A 23,791-nucleotide genomic window follows, 5' to 3' on the forward strand; every position below is an offset into this window, starting at 1 on the left:
AAATGAGTTTAAGTAAAGATTTCTTATGGGGTGGCGCAGTAGCAGCCAATCAATGTGAAGGTGCATATGATGTTGATGGTAAAGGATTAAGTTTAGTGGATGTTCTACCAGCAGGAGAAGAAAGACAAATTCCATTATTCAATCCAGCTAAAGGTTTAAAAGAAACATTTGATTACTACCCAAGTCATGAATCGATCGATTTTTATCATCGTTATGAAGAAGATATTAAACTATTTGCAGAAATGGGCTATAAAGTGTTGAGAATGTCTATTTCATGGCCAAGAATTTTCCCGAAAGGTGACGAAGCTGAACCAAATGAACAAGGCTTAGCTTTTTATGATAAAGTGTTCGATACTTTAAAAGCTTATGACATTGAACCTTTAGTAACATTAAATCATTTTGATACACCACTTTATTTAGCTCAAGAATACGGTGGCTGGTATAACAGAAAAACGATTGATTTCTTTGTGAACTACAGTCGAGTTGTATTTGAACGTTACAAAGATAAAGTGAAATATTGGTTAACACACAATGAAATCAACATGATTTTACACATACCTTATATTGGTGGTGGGCTCATTATTGAAGATGAAGCTAATGCTGAACAAATTAAATATCAAGCTGCACATCATTTATTAGTTGGTTCAAGTCTTGCTACTAAAGTCGGTAAAGAAATTAATCCAGATTTCCAAATTGGTTGTATGTTAGCTGCTGGGGAAGTTTATCCAAATACTTGTCATCCTCAAGATATGTTAGCAGCACTTCAGAAAAATAGAGAACAATATATCTTTATTGATGTGCAATCAAGAGGTGAATATCCAAGTTATAGTAAACGCATGTTTGAAGAATTAGGTGTAGAGATTCAACAAGAACAAGGCGATGCAGAAATATTAAAAGCACATACTGTCGATTTTATTTCATTCTCATACTATTCAAGCAGATTAGAAAGTGGAGATGAAGAAGTTAATAAACAAAAAGGTGCCGGCAACGCATTTGCATCATTAAAGAATCCTTACTTAGAAGCTTCTGATTGGGGTTGGCAAATTGACCCAGTAGGTTTACGCGTTACAATGAATCAAATTTATGATCGCTACCAAAAACCATTATTTATTGTAGAAAATGGACTTGGTGCGAAAGATGAAGTAACTGAAGACGGTAAGATTCATGATGAATATCGAATTAAATATTTAAGTGAACATTTAGATCAAATGATTGAAGCTGTTAAAGACGGTGTTGAGTTATTAGGCTATACATCTTGGGGTTGTATTGATCTTGTTTCAGCAGGAAGCGGAGAAATGAAGAAACGTTATGGCTTTATCTATGTTGACCGTGATAATCGAGGTAACGGTACTTTAGACCGTACACCTAAAGATTCATTCTATTGGTATCAAAAAGTGATTCAAACAAATGGTGAAGACTTAAGCTATTAAATTTCAACTATCAAAGGAGTAATGAATATGGAGACGAACACTGGATTTAAAGATGGCTTTTTATGGGGTGGCGCAACTGCAGCCAATCAAATAGAAGGTGCATTTGATGAAGATGGTAAAGGTTTATCAAGTGCGGACTTTGTAGAATATATTCCGAAAGATCAAAGAACGAAAGATAATCATATGGAAGTGACAACTGAACATATTCAGAAAGTGTTGAGCGGTGAACATACCGGTCGATTCCCTAAAAGAGAAGGTATTGATTTTTATCATCGTTATGAAGAAGATATTAAATTATTAGCTGAAATGGGATTTAAAGCATTTAGATTATCTATTCATTGGTCTAGAATTTTCCCTAAAGGATATGAAGCAGAACCAAATGAAGCGGGATTAGCATTTTATGAAAAAGTGTTCAAAACATTAAAATCATATAATATCGAACCTGTTGTCACTTTGAGTCACTATGAAACGCCATATGGTTTAACAGAGCGATATAATGGATGGGTAGATCGTGCAGTTGTTGGACATTTTGAACATTATGCTAAAACTGTGTTTAATCGATATAAAGGTTTAGTGAAATATTGGATGACATTTAATGAAATCAATATTATTAATATTTCACCGTTCACAGGTGGCGGTATCGTTTCAGATAAGTTAGAGAATCCGACAGAAGCATCATATCAAGCGTTACATCATCAATTGTTAGCATCTAGTTTAGCAACAAAAGCACTAAGAGAAATTGATACAGATGCACAAATTGGTTGTATGTTAGCGAGAATGAAACATTATCCTTATACATGTAATCCAGAAGATGTCTTAAAAGCTATGCAAGAAGATCAAATGAATTTACTTTATACAGATGTTCATGCGTTAGGAGAATATCCAAACTACTATAAACAATTTTTAAAAGAAAATGATTTTTCATTAAAGATTGAAGACGGTGACTTAGAAACACTTAAAGCATATACAGTAGATTATATTTCATTTAGTTATTATATGTCGTTATTATCCGCAAACAGTGAAGAAGGAGAAGTAACAGAAGGCAACTTGATGAATAGCTTGAAAAATCCATACTTGGAAGCATCAGATTGGGGTTGGCAAATAGATCCAATAGGACTCCGTATCGTGCTAAATGAATTCTGGGATAGATATCATAAACCATTATTCATCGTAGAAAATGGATTAGGTGCGAAAGACGTCGTAGAAGAAGATGGAAGCATTCACGATACTTATAGAATAGATTATTTACAAAAACATATACAAGAAATGAAAAAAGCTGTACAAGACGGTGTAGATTTAATGGGTTACTTAGCATGGGGCCCAATTGATTTAGTATCTATGTCTACAAGTGAGATGAGTAAACGTTACGGATTTATATATGTAGATAAAGATGACGACGGTAATGGTACAGGTAATAGATCTAAAAAAGATTCATTCGAATGGTATAAAGAGGTTATCTCAACAAACGGCGCGCACTTATAAAATTGTTTGAACAACTAAATAGCTGATTTAATGAATATCCGCATAATCTGACCACAATCAGATTATGTGGATTTTTAAATTTAAGTTCAGTTTTTTCGTGTGCTGGGAGGTAATAGGTATATGAGATTGTTGAAGATGTGAGTTAAAGATGAAGTAAACTCACGAGATTATTGAAGATGTGAGTTAAAGAGGTAGTAAACTCACAAGATAGCTGGAGATGTGAGTTAAAGAGGTAGTAAACTCACAAGATAGCTGAAGATGTGAATTAAAGAGGTAGTAAACTCACGAGTTCGTGAAAAATGTGAGTTAAAGTTGGAATAAACTCACGAGATAGCTGAAGATGTGAGTTAAAGTTGGAGTAAACTCACGAGATTATTGAAGATGTGAGTTAAAGAGGTAGTAAACTCACGAGATTATTGAAGATGTGAGTTAAAGAGGTAGTAAACCCACGAGATTGCTGAAGATGTGAGTTAAAGGTGGTGTAAACCCACGAGATTGCCGAAGATGTGAGTTAAAGTTGGAGTAAACTCACGAGATTGCTGAAGATGTGAGTTAAAGTCGAAGTAAACTCACGAGATTGTAAAAGATGTGAGTTAAAGAGGAAATAAACTCACGAGATTGGTGAAGATGTGAGTTAAAGAGGTAGTAAACTCACAAGATCGCGAAACATGTGAGTTAAAGGCTCAATAAACTCACTAGTTAACCAAAAAAATCTATTTCATACCATTTCTATAAGCATTAAATTGGCATGTTATTTTCTGATGGTGGTATAGTGTTATTTCATAAGGAGGAGTTATTGAAAATGAACAAAAAATATGAACCTTTATTTAAATCTTTAAGATTACCGAATGGTGTGGAAGTTAAGAATAGATTTGTACTTGCGCCATTAACACATATTTCATCAAATGAAGATGGTACGATTTCTGATATTGAAATTCCATATATAGAAAAACGTTCTCAAGATGTAGGTATTTCTATTACTGCTGCGAGTTATGTTGAACCGCTTGGCCAAGCTTTCCCTGGACAACCTTCTGTTTCTAAAGAAGCGGATCTTGTTGGGCTTAAGAAACAAGCTGAAGTTATGAAGAAAAATGGTGCGAAAGCTTTAATTCAAATCCATCATGGTGGTGCGATGGCATTACCTGGATTAACGCCAACTGGTGAAGCGGCTGCTCCTAGTGAAGTTGAAGTGAAAGGCTTCGGACAACAAGAAACACATGTTGCGAGAGCATTAACTGTAGAAGAAATTGAACATACTATTGAATCTTTCGCTAATGCTACTAAAATAGCAATCGATGCTGGCTTTGATGGTGTTGAAATTCATGGTGCAAACCATTATTTAATTCATCAATTCTTCTCACCTTATTACAACAGAAGAGATGATGAGTGGGGTGAACATATTAAATATCCTTTAGCAGTTGTTGATGCTGTACTTAAAGTTGTACGTGAACATGCAACACCTGACTTTATTGTAGGCTATCGCTTCTCTCCTGAAGAAGTAGAATCTCCAGGTATTTCTATGGAATTAACAGAACAACTTGTTAAGACTTTATCTGAAAAACCACTTGATTACTTACATGTATCATTAATGGATATTCATTCAACAACAAGAGAAGGACAATATAAAGGTGAAGAACGTATTAAATTATTATTAGAATGGATAAATGGTCGTGTGCCATTAATAGGAATTGGTTCAATCTTTACTGCTGACGATGCATTATCAGCAATTGAAACAGGTGCACCACTTATTGCACTTGGTAGAGAATTGTTACTGGATTACCAATTCGTATCAAAAATCGAACAAGGAAAAGAAGACGAAATCGTTTCTGTATTCGATCCTGAAAGAGCAGACAAACATGATTTACCAGACCCATTATGGAAACAGTTTGTAGCAGGTTTCTACCCATTACCAAGAACTGATCAAGAAACTTCTCAAACTAAATAATCCATAATTTTATATATATAGTTTTGATTAGCTGAGGCATTAAGTTGCCTCAGCTTTTTTGTACTCTGAACAAATATTTTTGGTGTGTTAAACTTGTAACAATAATTGAAAAAATCGAATGAGGTGTACAACGTGAATCAAGATGAGCTAAAGAGAGAAGTTGCTTATGAAGCGGTTAATGATATACAAGATGGTATGACGATAGGAATTGGTACAGGTTCAACTATGCGTTATGCAATTGAGAAGTTAGGTGAACGTGTTAAAAACGGCCTTCAAATTAAAGGTGTACCAACATCTGAAGATACTGCTGAATTAGCACGTATTCATCAAATTCCGCTTACTGATTTTTCAGAAGTGACCCACTTAGATTTAGTTATTGATGGTGCTGATGAAGTGGACGAAAATCTTCAATTGATTAAAGGTGGCGGTGGTGCGTTACTACGTGAAAAAATTGTTGCGAATGCCACGGATAATTTTATTGTGATTATAGATGAAACGAAATACGTTAAGACGTTAGGTAAGTTTAAGCTACCAGTAGAAGTTGTGCCTTTTGGATGGGAAATCACAGCACGTGCAATAGAAAGTTTAGGTTGCCAAGCGACATTACGAACGAAAGATTCAAATGTATATATAACAGACAATGATCATTACATATTAGATTGTGAGTTTGGAGAGATTCATCATCCAGAGCAATTAAATCAAGATTTAATATCTATCATAGGCGTTGTAGAGACTGGATTATTTATCAATATGGCGAAAAAAGTATTCATGAGCCGTTCTGAAACACAAAGTGTCATTAAAATCGAGAATTAATAATGAGTTCATAGTAGTTAATAAACAGTTAATGGTTTATTGATGTCATAGGGCATAAACTTAACATATCAACTAAAGAGGAGATGTGTTAAATGAACTTAACTAAAACAACATTTGGAGCATTTGCATTAACAACAACTATATTATTAGGTGCATGTGGTAATAATGATATGCAAAAAGACGATAAGATGGATACGAAAACTGAAATGAAAGATAAAGACATGAGTAAAGAAAACATGAAAGACAGTGACATGAAAGACATGATGATGTCTGGAATGTTTGAATCTATGAATGGTGAAAAAGTAGAAGGTAAGGCAACGATTAAAGATAATAAATTAATGTTAACTGATTTCAAATCATCAAAAGGACCTGACTTACATGTTTACTTAACTAAAGATGGCGATATTAAAAAAGGTATGAAAATTGATAAAGTAGATTACGATAAGATGGAACAAACATTTGATTTAAAAGACATGGACACATCTAAATATAATGAAGTGACAATTTATTGTGATAAAGCACATGTTGTATTCGGTAGTGCTAAATTAAAATAAATACGTTTCACTAAGGGGGAATTCAGTAATTCTGAGTTTCCCTTAAACTTTATAAAAGGAGAAAGCATGTCATGACAAAGATATATACATTCATATGTTTAATCATTCGCGTTTATAGTGGTTATTTAATCTATATGCAAGGATATGAAAAATTAACAGGAGGGTTTAGTTTACAAGGATTAACGCAAGTAATCGCACAGAATCAAGACTCTCCTATGTGGTACAAGTGGTTTTTTGAGCATATTATTGCACCATATACGACTTTATGGGAATGGGTCATTCCTTTAGGTGAAATATTTTTAGGATTAGCTTTAATTCTAGGATTTCTGGAGTATTATGCAGCACTTTTTGGTATATTTATAATGATAAATTACATTTTAGCAGATATGATTTTTACGTATCCACTTCAGCTTGTAGGCTTTATATTGATTGCATTAAATATCAGAAGTTTACGTAAATTATCAGCAGCTGCTATCGTTAAGAAGTTTATGAAGAAGGAAGCGGGATAGAGATTATGGCGCATGTTTTAATTGTAGATGACGAACAAGATATTCTAGATATTTGTAAGACTTACTTTGAATATGAAGGGCATCAAGTTGTGACAGCTTCGGATGGACAACAAGCCATCCATCAGTTGAATGACGCAATTGATTTAATGATATTAGATATTATGATGCCCGAAAAAAACGGTTATGATGTCGTTAAAGAGATGAAAGCGCGGGAACTAGACATTCCTTTTATCTATTTAACTGCTAAGACGCAAGAACACGATACGATCTATGCATTGACGTTAGGTGCAGACGATTATATAAAGAAACCATTCAGTCCTCGTGAACTCGTGTTAAGAGCGCATAACTTATTAAATCGTACTCAAAAATATTTTAAACAAGATTACTTAACATTTGGTTCTTTACAATTATGTAAACAAGAAAAAATCATTAAAGTAAATGATCAAGAAGTATCATTAAGAGTAAAAGAATTTGATGTACTTTGGTATTTAGCAGACCACGAGAAAATGGTCATTTCTAAATCAGAACTACTCGAAAAAGTATGGGGATACGACTATTACGAAGATGCCAACACTGTAAATGTACATATACGTCGTATAAGAGAAAAGTTAGAACAACATCAATATGATGAATATGTTATTAAAACCGTTTGGGGATTAGGTTATAAATTTGAAAGGGTGAAATAAATGCTAACAATTCGAACACAAGTTATCACTGCATTTATCAGTAGCATTGTATTAACGACAATTATTCTAGCAATTGCATATAAATGGATGTGGTTTAATGCACATACAACATTACTTTTGACGATTAGTGCGATTATTTCAAGTTGTTTAACGACAGTCATTTGTATGTTGTTTATTACGCCATTAGTTAAACGTATTAGATTGTTGAATAAACAAACAAAATTAATAGCAGATGGACAATATAGTGAAACGGCCATAAAAATAGATAGTCCGAAAGAAATGAAAGAATTAAGTGAAGCCTTTAATAGTATGGCTCGAAATATTGAAGCGCAAATACAACAAGTTCAATATGAACAACAAGAAAAAAGTGAAATGGTACAAAACTTAACACACGATTTAAAGACACCATTATCAAGTATTACATCCTATGCAGAAGGTTTAAAAGAAGGTATTATAAGTCAATCAGATGATCAACAGAAAGCTTACAGTGTGTTAATTAAACAATCTCAAAGAATTTCAATGATGTTTGATGAATTGACTAGTGTAATGGAAATTAATCGAGATCATAAACAAAGTTATCCATTAGAAACGATCTATTTAGATAAACTTTTTGTGACACTTTTACAATCTTATGAACAACAAATCTCGAGTGAAAATCGCACGATAGATGTTAATTTATGTGAAGATATCACTTACTTCAAACAATATAAAGTACCATTAGAACGTATACTCATGAATATTTTAGATAATGCATTTAAATATACACAACTTGGAACAAGAGTTGAAATTAAAGTTACGAAAGAAGACAGTAATATATGCATTGCCGTTTCTGATGATGGTCCAGGTATCGCAGAGCAACATTTACACCGTATATTTGATCGCACTTATCGCGTTGAAGCGTCTAGAAACAAAGATACGGGTGGGTCAGGTTTAGGTTTATATATTGCGAAAAATCTGGCCGAACAAATGGACGGACAATTAAAGGTAGAAAGTAAAGAGGATGTCGGTACAACATTTTATTTAATAGTACCTATGAAATAACATAAATAATAACCCCCAATTCAGAATGATGAATTGGGGGTTATTGTTTGAATTTATGATTTTACTTCACCTAATAAATGAAGCCATTTCTTAATAATTTCACTTTGTGCGTATTTTTGTGATTCAGTCATACAGTTGTCTCGGAATGTTTTTTGCAGTTCAGGATTACTTAAGTAAGACTTCACGGTTTCATAAAGGTTGTCCTCATCATTTCTAGGAACAAGATAACCGTTTTTACCGTTAACAATCAATTCACTTGGTCCATAAGGGATGTCATAACTGATTGCAGGTAGCCCATTTGATAATGATTCCAACAATGCTAATGCAAATCCCTCCATATTACTTGTTATCATACTTACATGGAATTTGTGCATTTCTTTCGTAATATTAGGGATGAATCCACGGAATTTAACATGTTCTTCTAAACTTAATGAATCAACCAATTCTTTTAATTTATTTAATTCACTACCAAATCCAAATAAATGAAGTTCAATTTGCTCAAAATCTTCTTTCAATTTATCGACGAGTCGAATTTGATGCTCGAGTTGTTTCTCAGGTGAATATCGTGCGATCGACATTAATTTAATTGGCCCGTCAGGCACAGTAGGTGAATAATTCGGCTCTATTGGTTGAGCATATCCAACTGGAATATTATAAACAGGTATTTTTGATTGAATACGCTTCTCTACATCTTTCTTTTGTTGAAGAGTAGATACTAAAATACCAGAAAATCGCTCTAAATGATTGAATACACTACCATAAATATTTTTAATGTCTGAACCTTCTACATCATTGTTGTCCTTAACATGTGTACTATGTAATACAGATATAACGGGTATTTTCGAATCTGTAAGTAAGAATGGTGGAGAAGTAATAGCAGTCTTATCACTAAAGAATAAGTCACCGTCTTTATATAAATGTTCATAGAAAAATGCGACCAGTTCATTTTTGTTATCAAATATATAATCTTTAGAATGAAAATCATAAAGCATGATTCTAGAAATGATTTCTTTCTCTTGATTTTGATCGAAATATATTTCTAACTTTACTTGTCCATTTGGTGTTAAATAAGCATCATAGACCGGCTTTTCTTTAGCACACATATATCTAATACGACTTAAGAAACCTCTAGAATCGTAATAATCTCTTTTACATTTTTTATCTTTTGTATCTATATGATTCACAAAATTTAATAATTTGTAGTCGGAGTCGCGGAAACTAGCATATATAAATCTCTTACCATTGCGAAATACTCTTACATCGTTTGTATTAGGAATATATTTAATTTCATAGTTCAAATCATGTTGCCAATATTCAATCCAGTCTTTAACTGTATTCATATGAATGTTTATAGATTCTTGAAAATAATCAAACATTGAAAAGACTTGTTTATTTACTCCGAATATATGAGCATTCTTATGTAAATTAGGATTCCAAGATAATGTAATAATTTTTGCTGACAAGTTGTATGAATTAAATAATTTTAGTCTATTTATAACTGATTTTTCAATGCCAGTTATTTTATTATTGATATTATTTACAATAAAATAGTTCACTTTTAAATCACCTACAAAATATAATTATACATATATAATATACGATATTTCATATTGTCATGTCAGTATTTTATGTAAAAAATCTGGAAATAAGCCGTATAATGAGAAGTTACAATAACATAATATTTCCTGTTATAATGGACGAAATACATTTATTTATAAAAAATAAATTGTTAATTTATTGAAATGAGGATAAATAAATGAGTATGAAACAAATGTTTGAAGATAGTGAACCAATTTTTCAAGATCAAACGAAGTATGTAATCTTAAAGTCGTGTTTACTCATTATTATATGCATGGGTACATATACATCGATTGCGTTAGCTAGCAATTTGTTCATTGTATTAATAGGGTGTGTGTTATTTATCCTGTTACTTTATTTAATGCATCGATTCCAATTACAACTTATTAAATTTGAAGCTTTAAAGAAAGCAGATATCAAATATACATTGAGTACATTAGGTATAGCACTTATCATGTATTGGACTGTATCGGCAATTATAGGACAACCACAAAATCAAATGGAAGTATATAAAGATTTAAATACTTTACCTCTATACATATCTATTATTATATTTGTGATACTAGGACCAATATTTGAAGAGCTTATATTTCGAGGTTTCATGTTAAAAGGGATGTTTAAAGGACATCTACTAATAGGATATATCGTATCTAGCGTACTATTTGGATTGTCACATGGACCATCAAGCATAGGTGAGTTTATCATTTACTTTGGAATAGGATTATTATTTGGCGCACTTTATTTAAAGACTAATCGATTAGAAGTAGCCATAGTAGCGCATGGACTAAATAATCTAGTACATATTCTTATATATTTAGTGTTTTTTAATTAGATATCGTGCGCAAAGGTACAAAATAGGGGTGTAACGCACGAAGACTGAGAGATATCGTGCGCTAAGGTACAAAATAGGAGTGTAACGCACGAAGACTGAGAGATATCGTGCGCAAAGGTACAAAATAGGGGTGTAACGCACGAAGACTCGTAGATATCGTGCGCTAAGGTACAAAATAGGGGTGTAACGCACGAAGACTCGTAGATATCGTGCGCTAGAGCACAAAATAAGGGTGTAACGCACGAAGACTGAGAGATATCGTGCGCTAAGGTACAAAATGGGGGTGTAACGCACGAAGACTCGTAGATATCGTGCGCTCAGTTTCTCATTTAAACAAAAATAAAGCTGGAGACATCTGTTGTTAAAGATGTTTCCAGCTTTTTCTATATAATTAAAATTACTGTACGGTTTCGGTCATTTTAGATGTTAAATCTAATATGGATGTTTGATTGAGTGTATCAATAATTTGTTGATCTACTTGTGTGTAAACATCATCTAATGCAGACTGTATATTTTGTCCGACGATACAATCTGGATTGGTGTCTTGATGAATTTTAGCGAAATGCTCTTCATCTTGAATAAGTTTATAAACGTCGCCTAATAAGATTTGGTCTGCTGATTGAGCCAGTCGATAGCCTGATTTACCTTGTTGGCTCTCGATTAAGTTACCATTTCTTAAATATTTACATATTTTTCTTACAAGTGTAGGGTTACTATTAATGCTACCTGCTATAAATTTACTAGATATAGGTTCTTTGTTTACAGATAGTAATGATAATATATGAATTGCTACTGATATTTGTGTATTCACGCTTTTCACCTCTTAGATTCCTTATTTATTATAACTTTGAGAGATGAGAATTGCGATAGTAAATGCGTATTATTTTGATAATACTGAAATTCTTTCTTGGATATGGTTACCTTCAGTTGCTTCATCTACTAATGCAATGGCGTAATCAGCATAGCTTATTTTACTTTCACCTTTATCGTTTAAAGTGAAGACTTCCCCAGCTAAAATGTATTCTCCAGTTCTTTCTCCATCAGCTATAAATTCTGCTGCAGGACTGATAAATGTCCAACGTACGTCATCTCTTTTACGAAGGTCTACAAGTGCTTTACCTTGAGCTTTTGCAAGTGGTTTAAATACTTCTGGAAAATCAGGTGTATCGAAAAGTTGATTTTCTAATTGATCATCAACGTATAAACTACCAGCGCCTCCGATAATAATTAATCGTGTGTTTGTGTTTGATAAAATATCACTTAAATGTTGGATAGAGTCTTGGTGTAAATGAAGTTTGTCTTCTCTAATTTCACCAAAAGCATCTACAACAACATCGAATTGTGTTAAGTCTTCAGTTGTTAAATCAAATATATCTTTAATAATAGATTGTTTTGCGACTGTTTTATTTTCGTTACGAACGATGGCTGTTACATCTAATCCTCTGTTAATTGCTTCTTCTGTAATTAATTTACCTGCTTTACCGTTTGCTGCTATAACACCTATTTTCATTTTACATAACCTCTTTCTTGTATTTAATTTAGATACAAGTTGAGTATAATATGTATATCGGGTTTTGTCAAAGATTTTGTGTATAAAAAAACTGCTATGTGGAAATCCACATAGCAGATGTTTGTTTATTTATATCTTACCACCAGTTATTAGCTTGACGGAAAGCAATTGCAGCTTCGATTGAACCGTAACGTTCTTTAGCATACTTGATCATGCCTTTAGTTTGTTCAGTAACACTACCTGTACCCCAAGATTCTTTAGTTTGACCAAGACCTCTGTAGCCAAGTTCATTTACGGCATTTGGGTTACCGCTAGATTCAGGCATTACGATGTTATCCCATAATGCTTTTGTACCGCCAGCAGCGATAAACTCTTTATATACTTCACTTGTATTAGATGAATCAGTTGATTCTGAAGTTTGAGTTGCTTGAGTCGGTTGAGCGACTTGTGTAGTTGTATAGTTATAGTTTGTATTTTGATTAGAGTAGTTTGTATATTCACTTGCATCTGCTTGAGCGCCAAATCCAGAAGCAATAATGCCTGCTGCAGCTGTTGTTGCAAATAATAATTTCTTCATAAAAAAATATCCTCCATGTGCTATTTAAAGCATTTATAAATTTTGTATCTTTATTACTTCATACACTCTAACACCATTTTTGATATCATAGGTTACAGGAGAATAAAAATAAAATTTCTTTTATGACAGTCAGATTAAAAAGATAATAGGCATATGACAAGTTGTAATTTGAAACGTTTACAGTAACTTTATAGAAATAGAGGTGTATTATTATGGAAAGAATTAAGCTTAAGATGATTAGAAATCATTTAGACAACATACCTGAATATGAATTACCAGAAGGTTACTCAATTAGATTGTTTAAAGAAGGGGACGAACGTCTTTGGGCAGAAGTTGAAACTGCTGCAGGAGAATTTTCAAATATAGACGAAGCATTGCAAAGGTTTCATAAAGAATTTGGCTCTCATATAGAAGAAATGAAATATAGATGCTTATTTATTGAGAATAATTCAGGAGACGTAATAGGAACGACGACAGCATGGTTCGGGCAATTACCATTAACAGACTCACATCTAGGTAGAATACATTTCGTAGCCATTAAACCGGAATATCAAGGTAAGAAATTATCAAAGCCATTATTGAGTGCAGCACTTAACAAAATAATAGAGCTTGGTCATAAAGAAGTATATTTAACGACACAAACAACAAGTTATCCAGCAATTAATATGTATTTAAATTATGGTTTCGAACCATATGACCCAGATAATACAGATCAAAAAGGTTGGTTGATGATGGAAGATATATTAAATAGGAAGTTAAACGTATAAAAAATGCCCCTATACCATTATTCCCGTGGTATAGGGGCTATAAATTAATGTGTACTATTAATTTGTCAAAGCCAAAAAGAATATTAAGTATTCTATAATTTAGTCAAAGTTAATTCTTTATCAGCTAAATGAGCGATTTCATCCATTAAACCGAAAGAAGGGTTAACATCTCCGTTTTCAATTCTGGCTATAGTAGATTGAGGTTTGTTAAGTTTATTAGCTAACTCTCTTTGGGACCAGCCTTTTTCCTCCCTTAAGTTAACAACCAACATTGCAGCTCTTAATTTTTTTCTTGCCATTTTATGTTCATGAGCTAAATGAGGATTATCGCTTATACTTTTAGCAATCAGTTTGTCTGTTTGACTCATTTTTTTCACATCCTTAATCTAAATAATTTCTTCTAATTCTTTTACCTTTTTCAATCTCTTTTTTAGGTGTTTTTTGTTGTTTCTTAGTGAAACCGTGAGTTATTACATATCTGTTATCAACTACTCTAAAATATATAACTCGTTGAATGTTACTACCTCTTTTCGAACGTATTTCATAAAGATTCTTTTCTAGTTTCTTTGTCCATTCCATTTTTTGAGCTTGTTGAATTCCATATTCTTCAATTAAAGATATAATCTGAAGTAGTTTAACTGAATCTTTAACAGGTATGCTGTTGAGATATTCTTGAAAACTTACTATATTGTCGTATTCAAATATTATGCTTTTCATATTTATATGATAGCATTTATGCTATCAATCGTCACTTTATTTACTCGAAAATTAAACGTATAAAAAATACCCCTATACCATTATTCCCGTGGTATAGGGGCTATTAATATTGATGCATTAATAAGTACTTAAAACTGCATAAGTACTATCTATATAAGGTGTTGTTAAATTGTGTTTTTGGCTAATTTTGTAGATATAACCTTGTATAAATGCTGTTTCTAAAGGTCTTTCACTTATGATGTCGTAATACATACTTGTACCCATGTCATCAGGGTAGCCTTCATAAATTTTCATAATGCTCTCTTCAAAATCATCATCAAAATAAATACCTTCAGCTTTAGCGACACGATTACCTTCAACTAATAAGTTGTAACAAAGTGCATGTATTTGATCATGTTTAAGTACACGAGCTGGTTGTCTTGTTAGAGCAGTTACCGTGTTAATGCCTAAATTGACGATTAATTTATACCAAACATGTTGATCATAATCTTCGAGACATTCAATATTAAGTAAACTATTTTCAGTTAAACTTTTAATGTCTAATGTTTGTGCGTGAACAGGTAATCTTAAAGTCCAATCTCTAAAGTGCGTGACGACGTTGTCTTCTTTTTGGCCACTTATATAAACGACTGCATGAAATTTGTGCGGGTGATCAATTTTCTCTAACTGTCCATAGCCATTTTGAGTTAAAATAATAACGCTATTAGCATGTAGGATATGATGAAGATACGGGATGATTGCGTCAAGTTGCGTTGCTTTAACAGCAATAAATAAGATATCTACTTTTTCATGTGCATCTTCTAAAGATTGAACGGGAAATGAATGTTGCACATCTTGATTGTATTCTTGGAAATAGACTGTAGCGTTTGATCTTCCAAATAGCGTAACATCAAGGTTTGATTGCGTTAATGCAAATGTAATGGCTGTACCCACAGCGCCAGGACCGATTATTCCAAACTTTTTCATTTATTATTTTCCTTTCAATGTTAATATATACATAATAGCAAATATAAGAAGGTGGTACGGGATGAAAACCATTAAACAATTGTTGTCCATGAAAGAACAAAAAGAAAAAATATCCATGATTACAGCATACGATTATCCAAGTGCTAAACAAGCAGAAGCAGCAGGAATAGACACTATTTTAGTAGGCGATTCTTTAGGAATGGTTGTGTTGGGCTACGATAGTACAGTCGAAGTGACAATGGAAGATATGATACATCATGCGAAAGCTGTTAGAAGAGGTGCACCAGAAAGTTACGTAATCGTTGATGTACCTTTTGGAGCAGTCGGTATTGATCATACAACGGATATGAAAAATGCAATTCAATTGTATAAAGATACTAAAGCAAACGCTGTGAAAATCGAAGGTGTGCATACGACATTGATCCAAGGTTGTACTCAAATTGGTGTGCCAGTCGTATCTCATTTAGGTTTAACGCCTCAAAGTGTCGGCATTACAGGTTATAAATTACAAGCAAGCTCAAAAAGAGAAGCTGAACAATTGATAGAAGATGCGAAAGCAGTTGAACAAGCAGGTGCAGTGATGCTCGTTTTAGAAGCAATTCCAAGTGATTTAGCAGAAGTGATTACGGAACAACTGACAATTCCAGTTATCGGTATTGGTGCAGGAAAAGGTACAGATGGTCAAGTACTCGTATATCATGATTTATTAAATTACGGTTCAGAACATATTGCTAAATTTGTGAAACAATACGGTGATTTTTCAAATGGTGTAGATGCACTAAAAGCATATCATGAAGAAGTTAAAAGTGGTGCATTCCCTTCAGAAGCACACACATATAAGAAGAAAGTGATGGGAGAGACAGAGTAGTGACGCAAGTAGTAGAACGTATTAAAGATATGAATTCAATCGTATCTCAATTTAAATCTCAAGGTAAAACAATAGGACTCGTACCAACGATGGGTGCATTGCACGATGGTCATTTAAAAATGATGAAACAATCAATAGAAGAAAATGACATTACTGCAGTGAGTATTTTTGTAAATCCATTACAGTTCGGACCTAATGAAGACTTTGATGATTACCCAAGACCATTTGAATCTGATTTAGAGAAGCTTAAACAAATTGGTGTAGATTATGTATTTCATCCAACAGTTGAAGAAATGTATCCAGGAGAACTAGAGATGACGATTACTGTAGGTCGTTTAGCACAAGTGCTAGAAGGTAAGAAAAGACCAGGTCACTTTGATGGCGTTGTAACAGTTGTTAATAAGTTGTTTAATATTATTCAACCAACACGCGCATACTTTGGTAGAAAAGACGCACAACAACTCGCTATAATAGAAAAAATGGTAGAAGATTTTAACCACTCAGTTCAAATCGTACCAATAGATATCGTGCGAGAAGCAGACGGACTAGCAAAAAGTTCAAGAAATATTTATTTAACAGAAGAAGAAAGAAAAGAAGCCGTACATTTATCTAAAAGTTTAGCATTAGCTAAGCAGAAATATGATGAAGGCGAAAGAAATAGCGACGTTTTAATACAAGCCATCACACAATATTTAGAAAGTAACGTGAGCGGAGATATCGTAGAAGTCGCAATTTACAGTTATCCAGAATTAGAAGAACAACATACAATAGAAGGACAAATCTTTATTTCACTAGCCGTTAAATTTAGCCAAGCAAGATTAATAGATAATATTATTATATAGGAATTTATTGAAGCCGATTGTGCACGCGCACAATCGGTTTTTTGTATTTTGATGGGGGCGCTAACGATCAAGAGTGCAAAACAAGATCGTTAGAAATTCTAACGCTCAAGAAACAGAAACAAGATCGTTAGCCGGTAGAAATTTTCAAAAAATGAGAGGAACCGAGGCGCTAACGCTCAAGAGTGAAAAACAAGATCGTTAGAAATTCTAACGCTCAAGAAACAGAAACAAGATCGTTAGCCGGTAGAAATTTTCAAAAAATGAGAGGGACCCAGGCGCTAACGATCAAGAGTGTAAAACAAGATCGTTAGAAATTCTAACGCTCAAGAATCGCAAACAAGATCGTTAGCGCACCACATTCACATCCACATCCACACAAAAAAACGTGAGACATCATTCTGCCTCACGCTTCATCCAAGACTTCTATCTTCTTACTTACACTTCTTTCAATGATGTTTCTGCACTCAATGCTCTTGCTTTGTCATCTTTAATTGTGACACCTTGTGCTTCTAATTGAGCGATTGTTTCTGCAAATTGTGGTAAGTATGCTTTATGTGCAATGAGTAATTCATTCATTACTTGTTTCGCAGATTCGCCACTTTGAATTAATGGATTAATAATAAATGCTTGTAATAGTAATCCATAATCTCCTTTAACGGCTGCTTCTTCTACACATAATTCCATATTCTTCATTACTTGTAACCATCCGCGTTCTGCTGGATGTAAGGAACCGAATGCGATTGGTTGAGCACCTGTCGCGTTGATATATGCTGACACTTCTACCACATCATCAGGTGCTAAATCTGGTACTGCTCCTTTATTAACAGTAGATACTACGACATGTGTATTCTTATTTGAAGCGATAGATGCAATTGTCTCACATGCGACATCTGAATAATGTGTACCACCACGTTGACTTAATTGCTCTGGTTTATGATCGAGATGTTCATCTTTATAGAGTTCAAATAATTCTTTTTCCGTTTGTCTAACTTGTTCAGCACGCGTACCGATTTCTGGATCATTATATTCTTTAAGTGCATGCTCAAGCATTTCTTCTGCACGGTAGTAATATCTATGGTAACCACATGGAATGAGCTGCATTTGTTGTAATTGCTCTTCGAAAAATGGCACATCAAAGATATTAGAAGGTAACGATGATGCATCTTCAACTAATTGTTTATTTAATTGATAAGTCACGTCATGACCATTTGCGTCTTTAACTCGATGCCAATGGAAATGGTTTAACCCTGCAAAATGATGCGTAAGTTCTCCTTCACCAACATTCAACATTTCCGGCTCATTAATCAAACTATTCACAGGTACATTGCATAGACCAAGTACTTTTTCCCATTTGCCGTATCGTACGATAGCATCTGTAACCATACCACTTGGATTTGTAAAATTAATTAACCATGCATTTGGACAAAGTTCTTTCATATCTTCGACAATATCTAATAAGACAGGAATGGTTCTTAACGCTTTAAAAATACCACCTGGACCATTCGTTTCTTGACCTAAGAAGCCATGCGATAAAGGAATGCGTTCATCTTTAATTCTAGCATCTAATAAACCCACTCTAAATTGTGTCGTAACGAAATCAGCATCTTTTAAAGCTTCACGTCTATCTAATGATAAATGTACTGTGACATCATATGGAGAAGCATCCCACATTCTTTGCGCCATTTTACCGACAGTTTCTAATTTCTCTTTACCTTCAGGAATGTCTACCAACCAAATTTCACTTAAAGGTAACGATTCATAACGTTTAATAAAACCTTCCATCAATTCAGGCGTATAACTGCTGCCGCCACCGATAGTTACAATTTTTATCCCTTTTTCCATTATAATGACCTCCTAATATTTTCTTTCTTATACACGTTAAGTATAAAATAGAAGTAATCATTAAAAAGGCAAATCGGGCATTATCAAATGGCATTTACAAATTTCTTAAAAATAAACCGGATTTTTGTAATGACTTTTTACAAAAGGAGATATCAATATGCTTTTAACAGAAAGAATGAAAGAAGATATATTTTCACAAGCAGAACAAAGTATTATTCAATATTTGTTTGAAGAAAGAGAGAAGATTAAGTCTAAGACGTTAAATCAAATTTCTAAAGAAACATATACACATCCTTCGACTGGTATTCGCATAGCTAAAAAGTTAGGATACGACGGTTGGTTAGAGTTGAAAGATCATTATTTAGAAGAAGTAGAATACTTAAATCGACATTATGAATCAATAGATGCAAACTTTCCATTTGATGCATCAGATAATAACGTGTCCATTAGCCATAAATTAGCACGACTCAATCAAACAACGATAGACGATACTGTGCATTTAATCGATCATCAAGAATTGGATAAAGCAGTCACGTATTTAAAAGAAGCGAAAACCATTAAAATTTTTGGATTGTATCATAATTTGATGATATGCGAAGACTTTGAAATGAGAATGAATCAAATTGGCAAGACCGTTAAACTGTGTGCACTCGAACCCCATTTTGAAATAGAAAAGTCATCGAAACATACATGTGCCATCTTCATTTCATATAGTGGTGAAAATCAAAGTATCTTGAAATTATTACCAATGTTAAAGAAAAAACACATTCCAATTATCGGACTCACAAGTATTGGTGAAAATACAGTAACCAAATACGCAGACAGTACATTACGCATCTCAACAAGAGAAAAGTTATATTCCAAAATAAGCAACTTCACAACTCGAGATTCCATCAGTTTCTTAATGGATATTTTGTATGCTTGCGTGTATGGAACAGATTATGACAAACATACAGATTATAAAATCAATATCGCTAAAAATTTCGATAACCGCGTGACGCATAATAAGATGATACAGGAGAATAAGTAGTTGGAAATATATGAGGATCATACTATTAAATCTTGGAGGACATACAATCAACTTATTATAAGTAGTTTGTATGAAATATATATTATTTTAGATTTGTTCGATATTTCTTGAATTAAAATACTATAGAAAAACAAAAAAATAAATGTATATTATTTTAAAATTGAAGAGAGTAAGTTTTAATTTTGCGACTTCAAATAATTACCTTTTTCTTTTGAATTTTAATGATATAATCATAGTATGTAAAATGTATTATTTTTCCTATTTTTGAAAACGCTTTTATTAATATGTTGTTTTATAAATAGAAATAGTAGTTAAGATTTCAAAATATACACTTGATATTTTACAAAATTATAAATAAAGAGATATGGGACAAGGGGGCTGAGATATGAAGTTATTTCTCAAATTTATGAGCATGGCAACGGTTTTAATATACATGTTAATTAAAATACAAAATATAGTTCAAGATTATTTGGAAATTAAAAATGGTGAATATAAAGAGGAATAGAATAATCGACAGACGATTCGATGTGTTGATCGAGTTTGACTGAATTTCCCGAAATTATAATAGATAACAATTTATTAGAAAGAAGAGGAAAAAATGAAAAATAGAGTTTTAAAGAAATATAATAATTATAAGAAAAATAAAGGTAAGTTAATATATGTAAATGCAAGACGTAATAAAAAAATTAAAAAAGGTAATATACTTTTTGAAGCGGTGCATGGTGATACATATAGTGGTCATATTTATTACATGATAAAAGAATTGTTAAATAATAGTAAACTAAATTTTAAAATTTATGTAGCTTTGAAAGAGACAGAAGATATTGAGTTATTTTTCGATAAGTCAGAACTAAAGAAAATTAATTTTGTAAAACATATGTCGAATCAATACTATGAATTAATGGCTACTTGTGAATATTTAATAAATGATACAACATTTTATCCATTCTTTAATAAGAGAGAAGGGCAGAAATATTATATCATTTGGCATGGAACGCCTTTAAAACATATGGGTAAAGATATTCCTAAAGTAGTAGATATTGCTAATGTGCAAAGAAACTTCTATATGGCTGATAGAATATATGTCAATAATCAAAAAACAATGGAAATATTGGCAAGAACGCATCATTTAAACAATGTTTATAACGGTAAATTTATAGTTGGTCCTTCTCCAAGAAACAGTGTCTTTTTTGAAGAAGAGAAAAGAAATCAGAATAGAAATGATTTGAATTTAAATAATAAAAAAATACTAGCATATATGCCTACATGGAGAGGGAATATTGGTAGTGTACAGAATTCACAACATGTTACAAAGTTAATTACATATTTTGAAGAAAATTTAGATGAAAATACAGTGCTATACGTAAAACTTCATCCATTTGAAAAAACGATTATTCCAGATTCATACGAGAAAGTTAAACCATTCCCGTCTAACATTGAGACATATGAATTTCTAGCTGTCACTGATTGTCTTATTACAGATTATTCATCAGTAATGTACGATTACGTGAATTTAGGTAAACCAGTTATACTTTATACTTATGATTATAAAGATTATAAAGAAAATAGAGGTTTATATGACGATTTATCATTATACCCATTTCTACAATCAAATAGCTTAGAAGGATTGTTAAAGCAAGTTGAACAAATTCCGCAACAAATCGATTATCAAGAATTTAAAAATGAATATAATAAGTATGACAAGATAGATGCGCCTAAAATTATTATTAATCATATGTTTCTAGATAAAGATGATTTAACGATTGAAGAACATAATCTTCATAATGGTAAAGAAACAGTAGTAATTGTTAGTGGAGGATTTTGGAGTAATGGTATTACGACTGCTTTAATCAACACATTAGAAAATATTGATACTACAGAAAAAAATTATATTTGTTTCTTTGAAAAAGATAAGGTTAAAAAAGAACATTATTATCGCTTGTTAGATTTACCTGAAAACGTTCATTTTTATCCAACAGTTGGAGAAATAAACGGTAGTATTAAAGATAGATTGCTGATGAAAAGATATTTATGGAACGAAAAATTCAAAATTAAAGGTATGGAAAAAGATTTAAGCAGAATTTTCAAAGAAGAATTTAGTAGACTATTTGGTGATTTAAAAATAGATTGGTTTATTCATTATACTGGCTTTGAAAGAAAAAGTGCTGAAATGATGCGACATATTGATACAAATACTGCTATTTGGGTTCATACTGATATGTTTGCTGAGTATGAAGCTAAAAAGAATTTTAGTAAAAAAATTATCTATGGTGCATATGAAAAAGCAAATAAAATCGTACTTGTTCATAGAAATCTAAAAGCAAATCTAATCAATCATATACCTCAAGTTTCTAATAAAGTCGTCACTGTAAATAATTTCTTAGGAGAACAAAGAACAAGAAAACTAGCAAAAGAAAATTTATTAGAATCAATTGATAATGTACATGTTGATTATGCTTATAACGAAAATATGTATTTGGATTTTGCCAATTTAGATCAAGAACAGCTAGATGATAAAATAATACAGGATTATCCAGAACAAACAGTATTGACGGAAAATATAACTAAGTCTATAAAGCAATTGGAAACTAAAGAAGAATATTCAAAATCAACATTAGTAACTCAAAAAGATAAAATAGAAAAAAGTATTGTAAACTCTATTACTGGACTTTATGAAGATTTCTTAAAAGATAGAGAGTTAACAGAAACGTTCAAACATTTATTTTTGAATAACCAAGATGTAATCGATGAATACTTTAAATTAAATGAGAAGGACCCTATTGTTCATTCTGTGGAATTATATAATCAAATGAGGGTTTCAAAATGTAGAATGCTCGATGCCTTGTATAATCCAGAAATTAAAGTATACATGAATATTGGAAGATATGATTATCAAAAAGGTCACGATAAGTTAATAGCTGCATTTGAAAAAGTATATATTGAAAATCCTAATGTATTTTTAATTATGGTATGTCCACATGGACCTTTGAAATCTCAAACGATTCAATGGGTTCGAGATTCAGTTGCAAAAGAAAATATTGTAATTCTGGGTGGCATAAACAACCCATATCCTTTATTAGATCATGTGGATGCTTTCGTTCTATCTTCAAATTATGAAGGTTTAGGGTTAGTAGTATATGAAGCATTAGCTTTAAATACTGATGTAATAACAGTGAATTTAAAAGAAACAACTGAATATTTAAATGAAAATCAAGCGATAATTACAGAAAACAGTGTAGAAGGCCTTGTAGATGGCTTTATGATACATCTAGAAGGAAATAAATCGTTTGAAGAATTTGATTTCAATTACTATAAAGAAAAATCTAAACAAGAATTTATAAATGTATTTAAGTAAAGGAGATTATTATGACTAAAATAAAAAAAGCAATTATACCTGCCGCTGGTTTAGGAACAAGATTTTTACCTGCTACAAAAGCAATGCCTAAAGAAATGTTACCAATATTAGATAAACCAACAATTCAATATATTGTAGAAGAAGCATCACGTGCTGGAATTGAAGATATAATTATTGTAACTGGTAAACATAAACGCGCGATTGAAGATCATTTCGATATTCAAAAGGAACTTGAAACAACTTTATATGAAAAAGGGAAACTTGAATTACTTGATAAAGTTCAATATTCAACAGAATTAGCGAACATCTTCTATGTTAGACAGAAAGAACAAAAAGGATTAGGCCATGCGATTCACACAGCGAAGCAATTTATTGGAAACGAACCTTTCGCCGTACTGTTAGGTGATGACATTGTTGAATCGGATAATCCAGCTATTAAACAATTAA

At 32.3% G+C, this 23,791-nt stretch carries 24 protein-coding genes; 16 read left to right on the forward strand and 8 right to left on the reverse strand.

Annotation, left to right across the window (positions count from 1 at the left end; all coding sequences use genetic code 11):
- Positions 1-2: 2 nt before the first annotated feature.
- The 8 genes from LQ617_RS13640 (at position 3) to LQ617_RS13675 (ending at position 8,460) form a co-directional block, all read left to right on the forward strand.
- The gene (locus LQ617_RS13640) at positions 3-1,430 is read left to right on the forward strand and encodes a 6-phospho-beta-glucosidase (RefSeq protein WP_126476526.1); all 1,428 of its coding nucleotides are present in this window, start codon (positions 3-5) and stop codon (positions 1,428-1,430) included.
- A 27-nt stretch (positions 1,431-1,457) separates the two neighbouring features.
- The gene (locus LQ617_RS13645; RefSeq protein ID WP_239740605.1) at positions 1,458-2,912 is read left to right on the forward strand and encodes a glycoside hydrolase family 1 protein; all 1,455 of its coding nucleotides are present in this window, start codon (positions 1,458-1,460) and stop codon (positions 2,910-2,912) included.
- 802 nt (positions 2,913-3,714) lie between these two features.
- Positions 3,715-4,857, forward strand: a complete 1,143-nt coding sequence (locus tag LQ617_RS13650; RefSeq protein WP_239740606.1) for an NADH-dependent flavin oxidoreductase — start codon at positions 3,715-3,717, stop codon at positions 4,855-4,857.
- 132 nt (positions 4,858-4,989) lie between these two features.
- Positions 4,990-5,670, forward strand: a complete 681-nt coding sequence (gene rpiA / locus LQ617_RS13655; RefSeq protein WP_159315705.1) for a ribose-5-phosphate isomerase RpiA — start codon at positions 4,990-4,992, stop codon at positions 5,668-5,670.
- A 92-nt stretch (positions 5,671-5,762) separates the two neighbouring features.
- Positions 5,763-6,224 (forward strand): DM13 domain-containing protein, encoded by a 462-nt coding sequence (locus LQ617_RS13660; protein WP_037590116.1) that lies wholly within the window; start codon positions 5,763-5,765, stop codon positions 6,222-6,224.
- Between the two features lie 71 nt (positions 6,225-6,295).
- Complete coding sequence (locus LQ617_RS13665; protein ID WP_037590117.1) at positions 6,296-6,733, forward strand: DoxX family protein; 438 nt, start codon at positions 6,296-6,298, stop codon at positions 6,731-6,733.
- Between the two features lie 5 nt (positions 6,734-6,738).
- On the forward strand, positions 6,739-7,419 hold the full coding sequence (locus tag LQ617_RS13670) for a response regulator transcription factor (protein ID WP_239740607.1): 681 nt from the start codon (positions 6,739-6,741) through the stop codon (positions 7,417-7,419).
- Positions 7,420-8,460: a sensor histidine kinase gene (locus tag LQ617_RS13675; protein ID WP_206166449.1), complete on the forward strand. Its 1,041-nt coding sequence runs from the start codon at positions 7,420-7,422 to the stop codon at positions 8,458-8,460.
- A gap of 53 nt (positions 8,461-8,513) precedes the next feature.
- Here the strand turns inward: LQ617_RS13675 and LQ617_RS16100 are convergent, their stop codons facing one another.
- Positions 8,514-10,016 (reverse strand): glycosyltransferase, encoded by a 1,503-nt coding sequence (locus LQ617_RS16100; RefSeq protein WP_204188167.1) that lies wholly within the window; start codon positions 10,014-10,016, stop codon positions 8,514-8,516.
- Between the two features lie 200 nt (positions 10,017-10,216).
- Between LQ617_RS16100 and LQ617_RS13685 the strand changes: the two genes are divergently transcribed.
- Positions 10,217-10,870 (forward strand): CPBP family intramembrane glutamic endopeptidase, encoded by a 654-nt coding sequence (locus LQ617_RS13685; protein WP_239740608.1) that lies wholly within the window; start codon positions 10,217-10,219, stop codon positions 10,868-10,870.
- 397 nt (positions 10,871-11,267) lie between these two features.
- Here LQ617_RS13685 and LQ617_RS13690 read toward each other — a convergent pair whose 3' ends face one another.
- From LQ617_RS13690 to LQ617_RS13700, 3 genes are all read right to left on the reverse strand, one after another.
- Positions 11,268-11,681, reverse strand: a complete 414-nt coding sequence (locus tag LQ617_RS13690) for an Rrf2 family transcriptional regulator (protein WP_025906348.1) — start codon at positions 11,679-11,681, stop codon at positions 11,268-11,270.
- 69 nt (positions 11,682-11,750) lie between these two features.
- Positions 11,751-12,380 (reverse strand): NAD(P)-dependent oxidoreductase, encoded by a 630-nt coding sequence (locus LQ617_RS13695; protein ID WP_204258705.1) that lies wholly within the window; start codon positions 12,378-12,380, stop codon positions 11,751-11,753.
- A gap of 136 nt (positions 12,381-12,516) precedes the next feature.
- Entirely contained in the window at positions 12,517-12,957 is a 441-nt protein-coding gene (locus LQ617_RS13700) for an aggregation-promoting factor C-terminal-like domain-containing protein (protein WP_239740609.1), read from the reverse strand.
- A gap of 212 nt (positions 12,958-13,169) precedes the next feature.
- Between LQ617_RS13700 and LQ617_RS13705 the strand changes: the two genes are divergently transcribed.
- Positions 13,170-13,724: a GNAT family N-acetyltransferase gene (locus tag LQ617_RS13705; protein WP_191836543.1), complete on the forward strand. Its 555-nt coding sequence runs from the start codon at positions 13,170-13,172 to the stop codon at positions 13,722-13,724.
- A gap of 92 nt (positions 13,725-13,816) precedes the next feature.
- Here LQ617_RS13705 and LQ617_RS13710 read toward each other — a convergent pair whose 3' ends face one another.
- The 3 genes from LQ617_RS13710 to LQ617_RS13720 all read right to left on the reverse strand — a co-directional run bounded on the left by LQ617_RS13710 (position 13,817) and on the right by LQ617_RS13720 (position 15,407).
- Positions 13,817-14,092, reverse strand: coding sequence for a helix-turn-helix domain-containing protein (locus LQ617_RS13710; protein ID WP_037590125.1), 276 nt, complete (start codon positions 14,090-14,092; stop codon positions 13,817-13,819).
- Positions 14,093-14,105: 13 nt separating this feature from the next.
- Positions 14,106-14,441: a type II toxin-antitoxin system RelE/ParE family toxin gene (locus LQ617_RS13715; RefSeq protein ID WP_037590126.1), complete on the reverse strand. Its 336-nt coding sequence runs from the start codon at positions 14,439-14,441 to the stop codon at positions 14,106-14,108.
- Between the two features lie 117 nt (positions 14,442-14,558).
- Complete coding sequence (locus LQ617_RS13720; RefSeq protein ID WP_239740610.1) at positions 14,559-15,407, reverse strand: oxidoreductase; 849 nt, start codon at positions 15,405-15,407, stop codon at positions 14,559-14,561.
- A gap of 61 nt (positions 15,408-15,468) precedes the next feature.
- Here LQ617_RS13720 and panB point away from each other — a divergent pair, with 61 nt between their 5' ends.
- The 3 genes from panB (at position 15,469) to LQ617_RS16050 (ending at position 17,428) form a co-directional block, all read left to right on the forward strand.
- A complete protein-coding gene (gene panB / locus LQ617_RS13725) occupies positions 15,469-16,275 on the forward strand; it encodes a 3-methyl-2-oxobutanoate hydroxymethyltransferase (RefSeq protein WP_065380910.1) in 807 nt (268 codons plus the stop codon).
- Complete coding sequence (gene panC, locus LQ617_RS13730) at positions 16,275-17,117, forward strand: pantoate--beta-alanine ligase (protein ID WP_239740611.1); 843 nt, start codon at positions 16,275-16,277, stop codon at positions 17,115-17,117. The genes panB and panC overlap by 1 nt, the downstream gene beginning before the upstream one ends.
- Before the next feature lie 182 nt (positions 17,118-17,299).
- Positions 17,300-17,428 carry a hypothetical protein gene (locus tag LQ617_RS16050; RefSeq protein WP_275590283.1) on the forward strand — a complete coding sequence of 43 codons (129 nt, stop codon included), beginning with the start codon at positions 17,300-17,302 and terminating at the stop codon, positions 17,426-17,428.
- Between the two features lie 124 nt (positions 17,429-17,552).
- Here the strand turns inward: LQ617_RS16050 and LQ617_RS13735 are convergent, their stop codons facing one another.
- Positions 17,553-18,959, reverse strand: a complete 1,407-nt coding sequence (locus tag LQ617_RS13735; protein WP_239740612.1) for a 6-phospho-beta-glucosidase — start codon at positions 18,957-18,959, stop codon at positions 17,553-17,555.
- 157 nt (positions 18,960-19,116) lie between these two features.
- On the opposite strand from LQ617_RS13735, the gene LQ617_RS13740 reads away from it, so the two are divergent.
- The 3 genes from LQ617_RS13740 to LQ617_RS13750 form a co-directional block, all read left to right on the forward strand.
- Positions 19,117-19,989, forward strand: coding sequence for a MurR/RpiR family transcriptional regulator (locus LQ617_RS13740; protein WP_239740613.1), 873 nt, complete (start codon positions 19,117-19,119; stop codon positions 19,987-19,989).
- A gap of 598 nt (positions 19,990-20,587) precedes the next feature.
- Complete coding sequence (locus tag LQ617_RS13745) at positions 20,588-23,344, forward strand: CDP-glycerol glycerophosphotransferase family protein (RefSeq protein ID WP_239740614.1); 2,757 nt, start codon at positions 20,588-20,590, stop codon at positions 23,342-23,344.
- Between the two features lie 11 nt (positions 23,345-23,355).
- On the forward strand, positions 23,356-23,791 hold a 436-nt coding region (locus tag LQ617_RS13750; protein WP_239740615.1), incomplete at its 3' end, for a UTP--glucose-1-phosphate uridylyltransferase.

Origin of the sequence: Mammaliicoccus sp. P-M59, assembly GCF_022386135.1 — a bacterium.
Taxonomy (GTDB): domain Bacteria; phylum Bacillota; class Bacilli; order Staphylococcales; family Staphylococcaceae; genus Mammaliicoccus; species Mammaliicoccus sciuri_A.

Excerpts from the sequence above, each read along its gene's own strand:
- LQ617_RS13735 (WP_239740612.1), bottom strand. The coding sequence starts at position 18,959 with ATGGAAAAAGGGATAAAAATTGTAACTATCGGTGGCGGCAGCAGTTAT.
- LQ617_RS13710 (WP_037590125.1), bottom strand. The coding sequence starts at position 14,092 with ATGAGTCAAACAGACAAACTGATTGCTAAAAGTATAAGCGATAATCCT.
- LQ617_RS13695 (WP_204258705.1), bottom strand. The coding sequence starts at position 12,380 with ATGAAAATAGGTGTTATAGCAGCAAACGGTAAAGCAGGTAAATTAATT.
- LQ617_RS13670 (WP_239740607.1), top strand. The coding sequence starts at position 6,739 with ATGGCGCATGTTTTAATTGTAGATGACGAACAAGATATTCTAGATATT.
- LQ617_RS13640 (WP_126476526.1), top strand. The coding sequence starts at position 3 with ATGAGTTTAAGTAAAGATTTCTTATGGGGTGGCGCAGTAGCAGCCAAT.
- LQ617_RS13700 (WP_239740609.1), bottom strand. The coding sequence starts at position 12,957 with ATGAAGAAATTATTATTTGCAACAACAGCTGCAGCAGGCATTATTGCT.
- LQ617_RS13660 (WP_037590116.1), top strand. The coding sequence starts at position 5,763 with ATGAACTTAACTAAAACAACATTTGGAGCATTTGCATTAACAACAACT.
- LQ617_RS13715 (WP_037590126.1), bottom strand. The coding sequence starts at position 14,441 with ATGAAAAGCATAATATTTGAATACGACAATATAGTAAGTTTTCAAGAA.
- LQ617_RS13645 (WP_239740605.1), top strand. The coding sequence starts at position 1,458 with ATGGAGACGAACACTGGATTTAAAGATGGCTTTTTATGGGGTGGCGCA.
- LQ617_RS13650 (WP_239740606.1), top strand. The coding sequence starts at position 3,715 with ATGAACAAAAAATATGAACCTTTATTTAAATCTTTAAGATTACCGAAT.
- panB (WP_065380910.1), top strand. The coding sequence starts at position 15,469 with ATGAAAACCATTAAACAATTGTTGTCCATGAAAGAACAAAAAGAAAAA.
- LQ617_RS13665 (WP_037590117.1), top strand. The coding sequence starts at position 6,296 with ATGACAAAGATATATACATTCATATGTTTAATCATTCGCGTTTATAGT.
- LQ617_RS13720 (WP_239740610.1), bottom strand. The coding sequence starts at position 15,407 with ATGAAAAAGTTTGGAATAATCGGTCCTGGCGCTGTGGGTACAGCCATT.
- LQ617_RS13675 (WP_206166449.1), top strand. The coding sequence starts at position 7,420 with ATGCTAACAATTCGAACACAAGTTATCACTGCATTTATCAGTAGCATT.
- LQ617_RS13740 (WP_239740613.1), top strand. The coding sequence starts at position 19,117 with ATGCTTTTAACAGAAAGAATGAAAGAAGATATATTTTCACAAGCAGAA.
- LQ617_RS13685 (WP_239740608.1), top strand. The coding sequence starts at position 10,217 with ATGAGTATGAAACAAATGTTTGAAGATAGTGAACCAATTTTTCAAGAT.
- LQ617_RS13705 (WP_191836543.1), top strand. The coding sequence starts at position 13,170 with ATGGAAAGAATTAAGCTTAAGATGATTAGAAATCATTTAGACAACATA.
- LQ617_RS13745 (WP_239740614.1), top strand. The coding sequence starts at position 20,588 with ATGAAAAATAGAGTTTTAAAGAAATATAATAATTATAAGAAAAATAAA.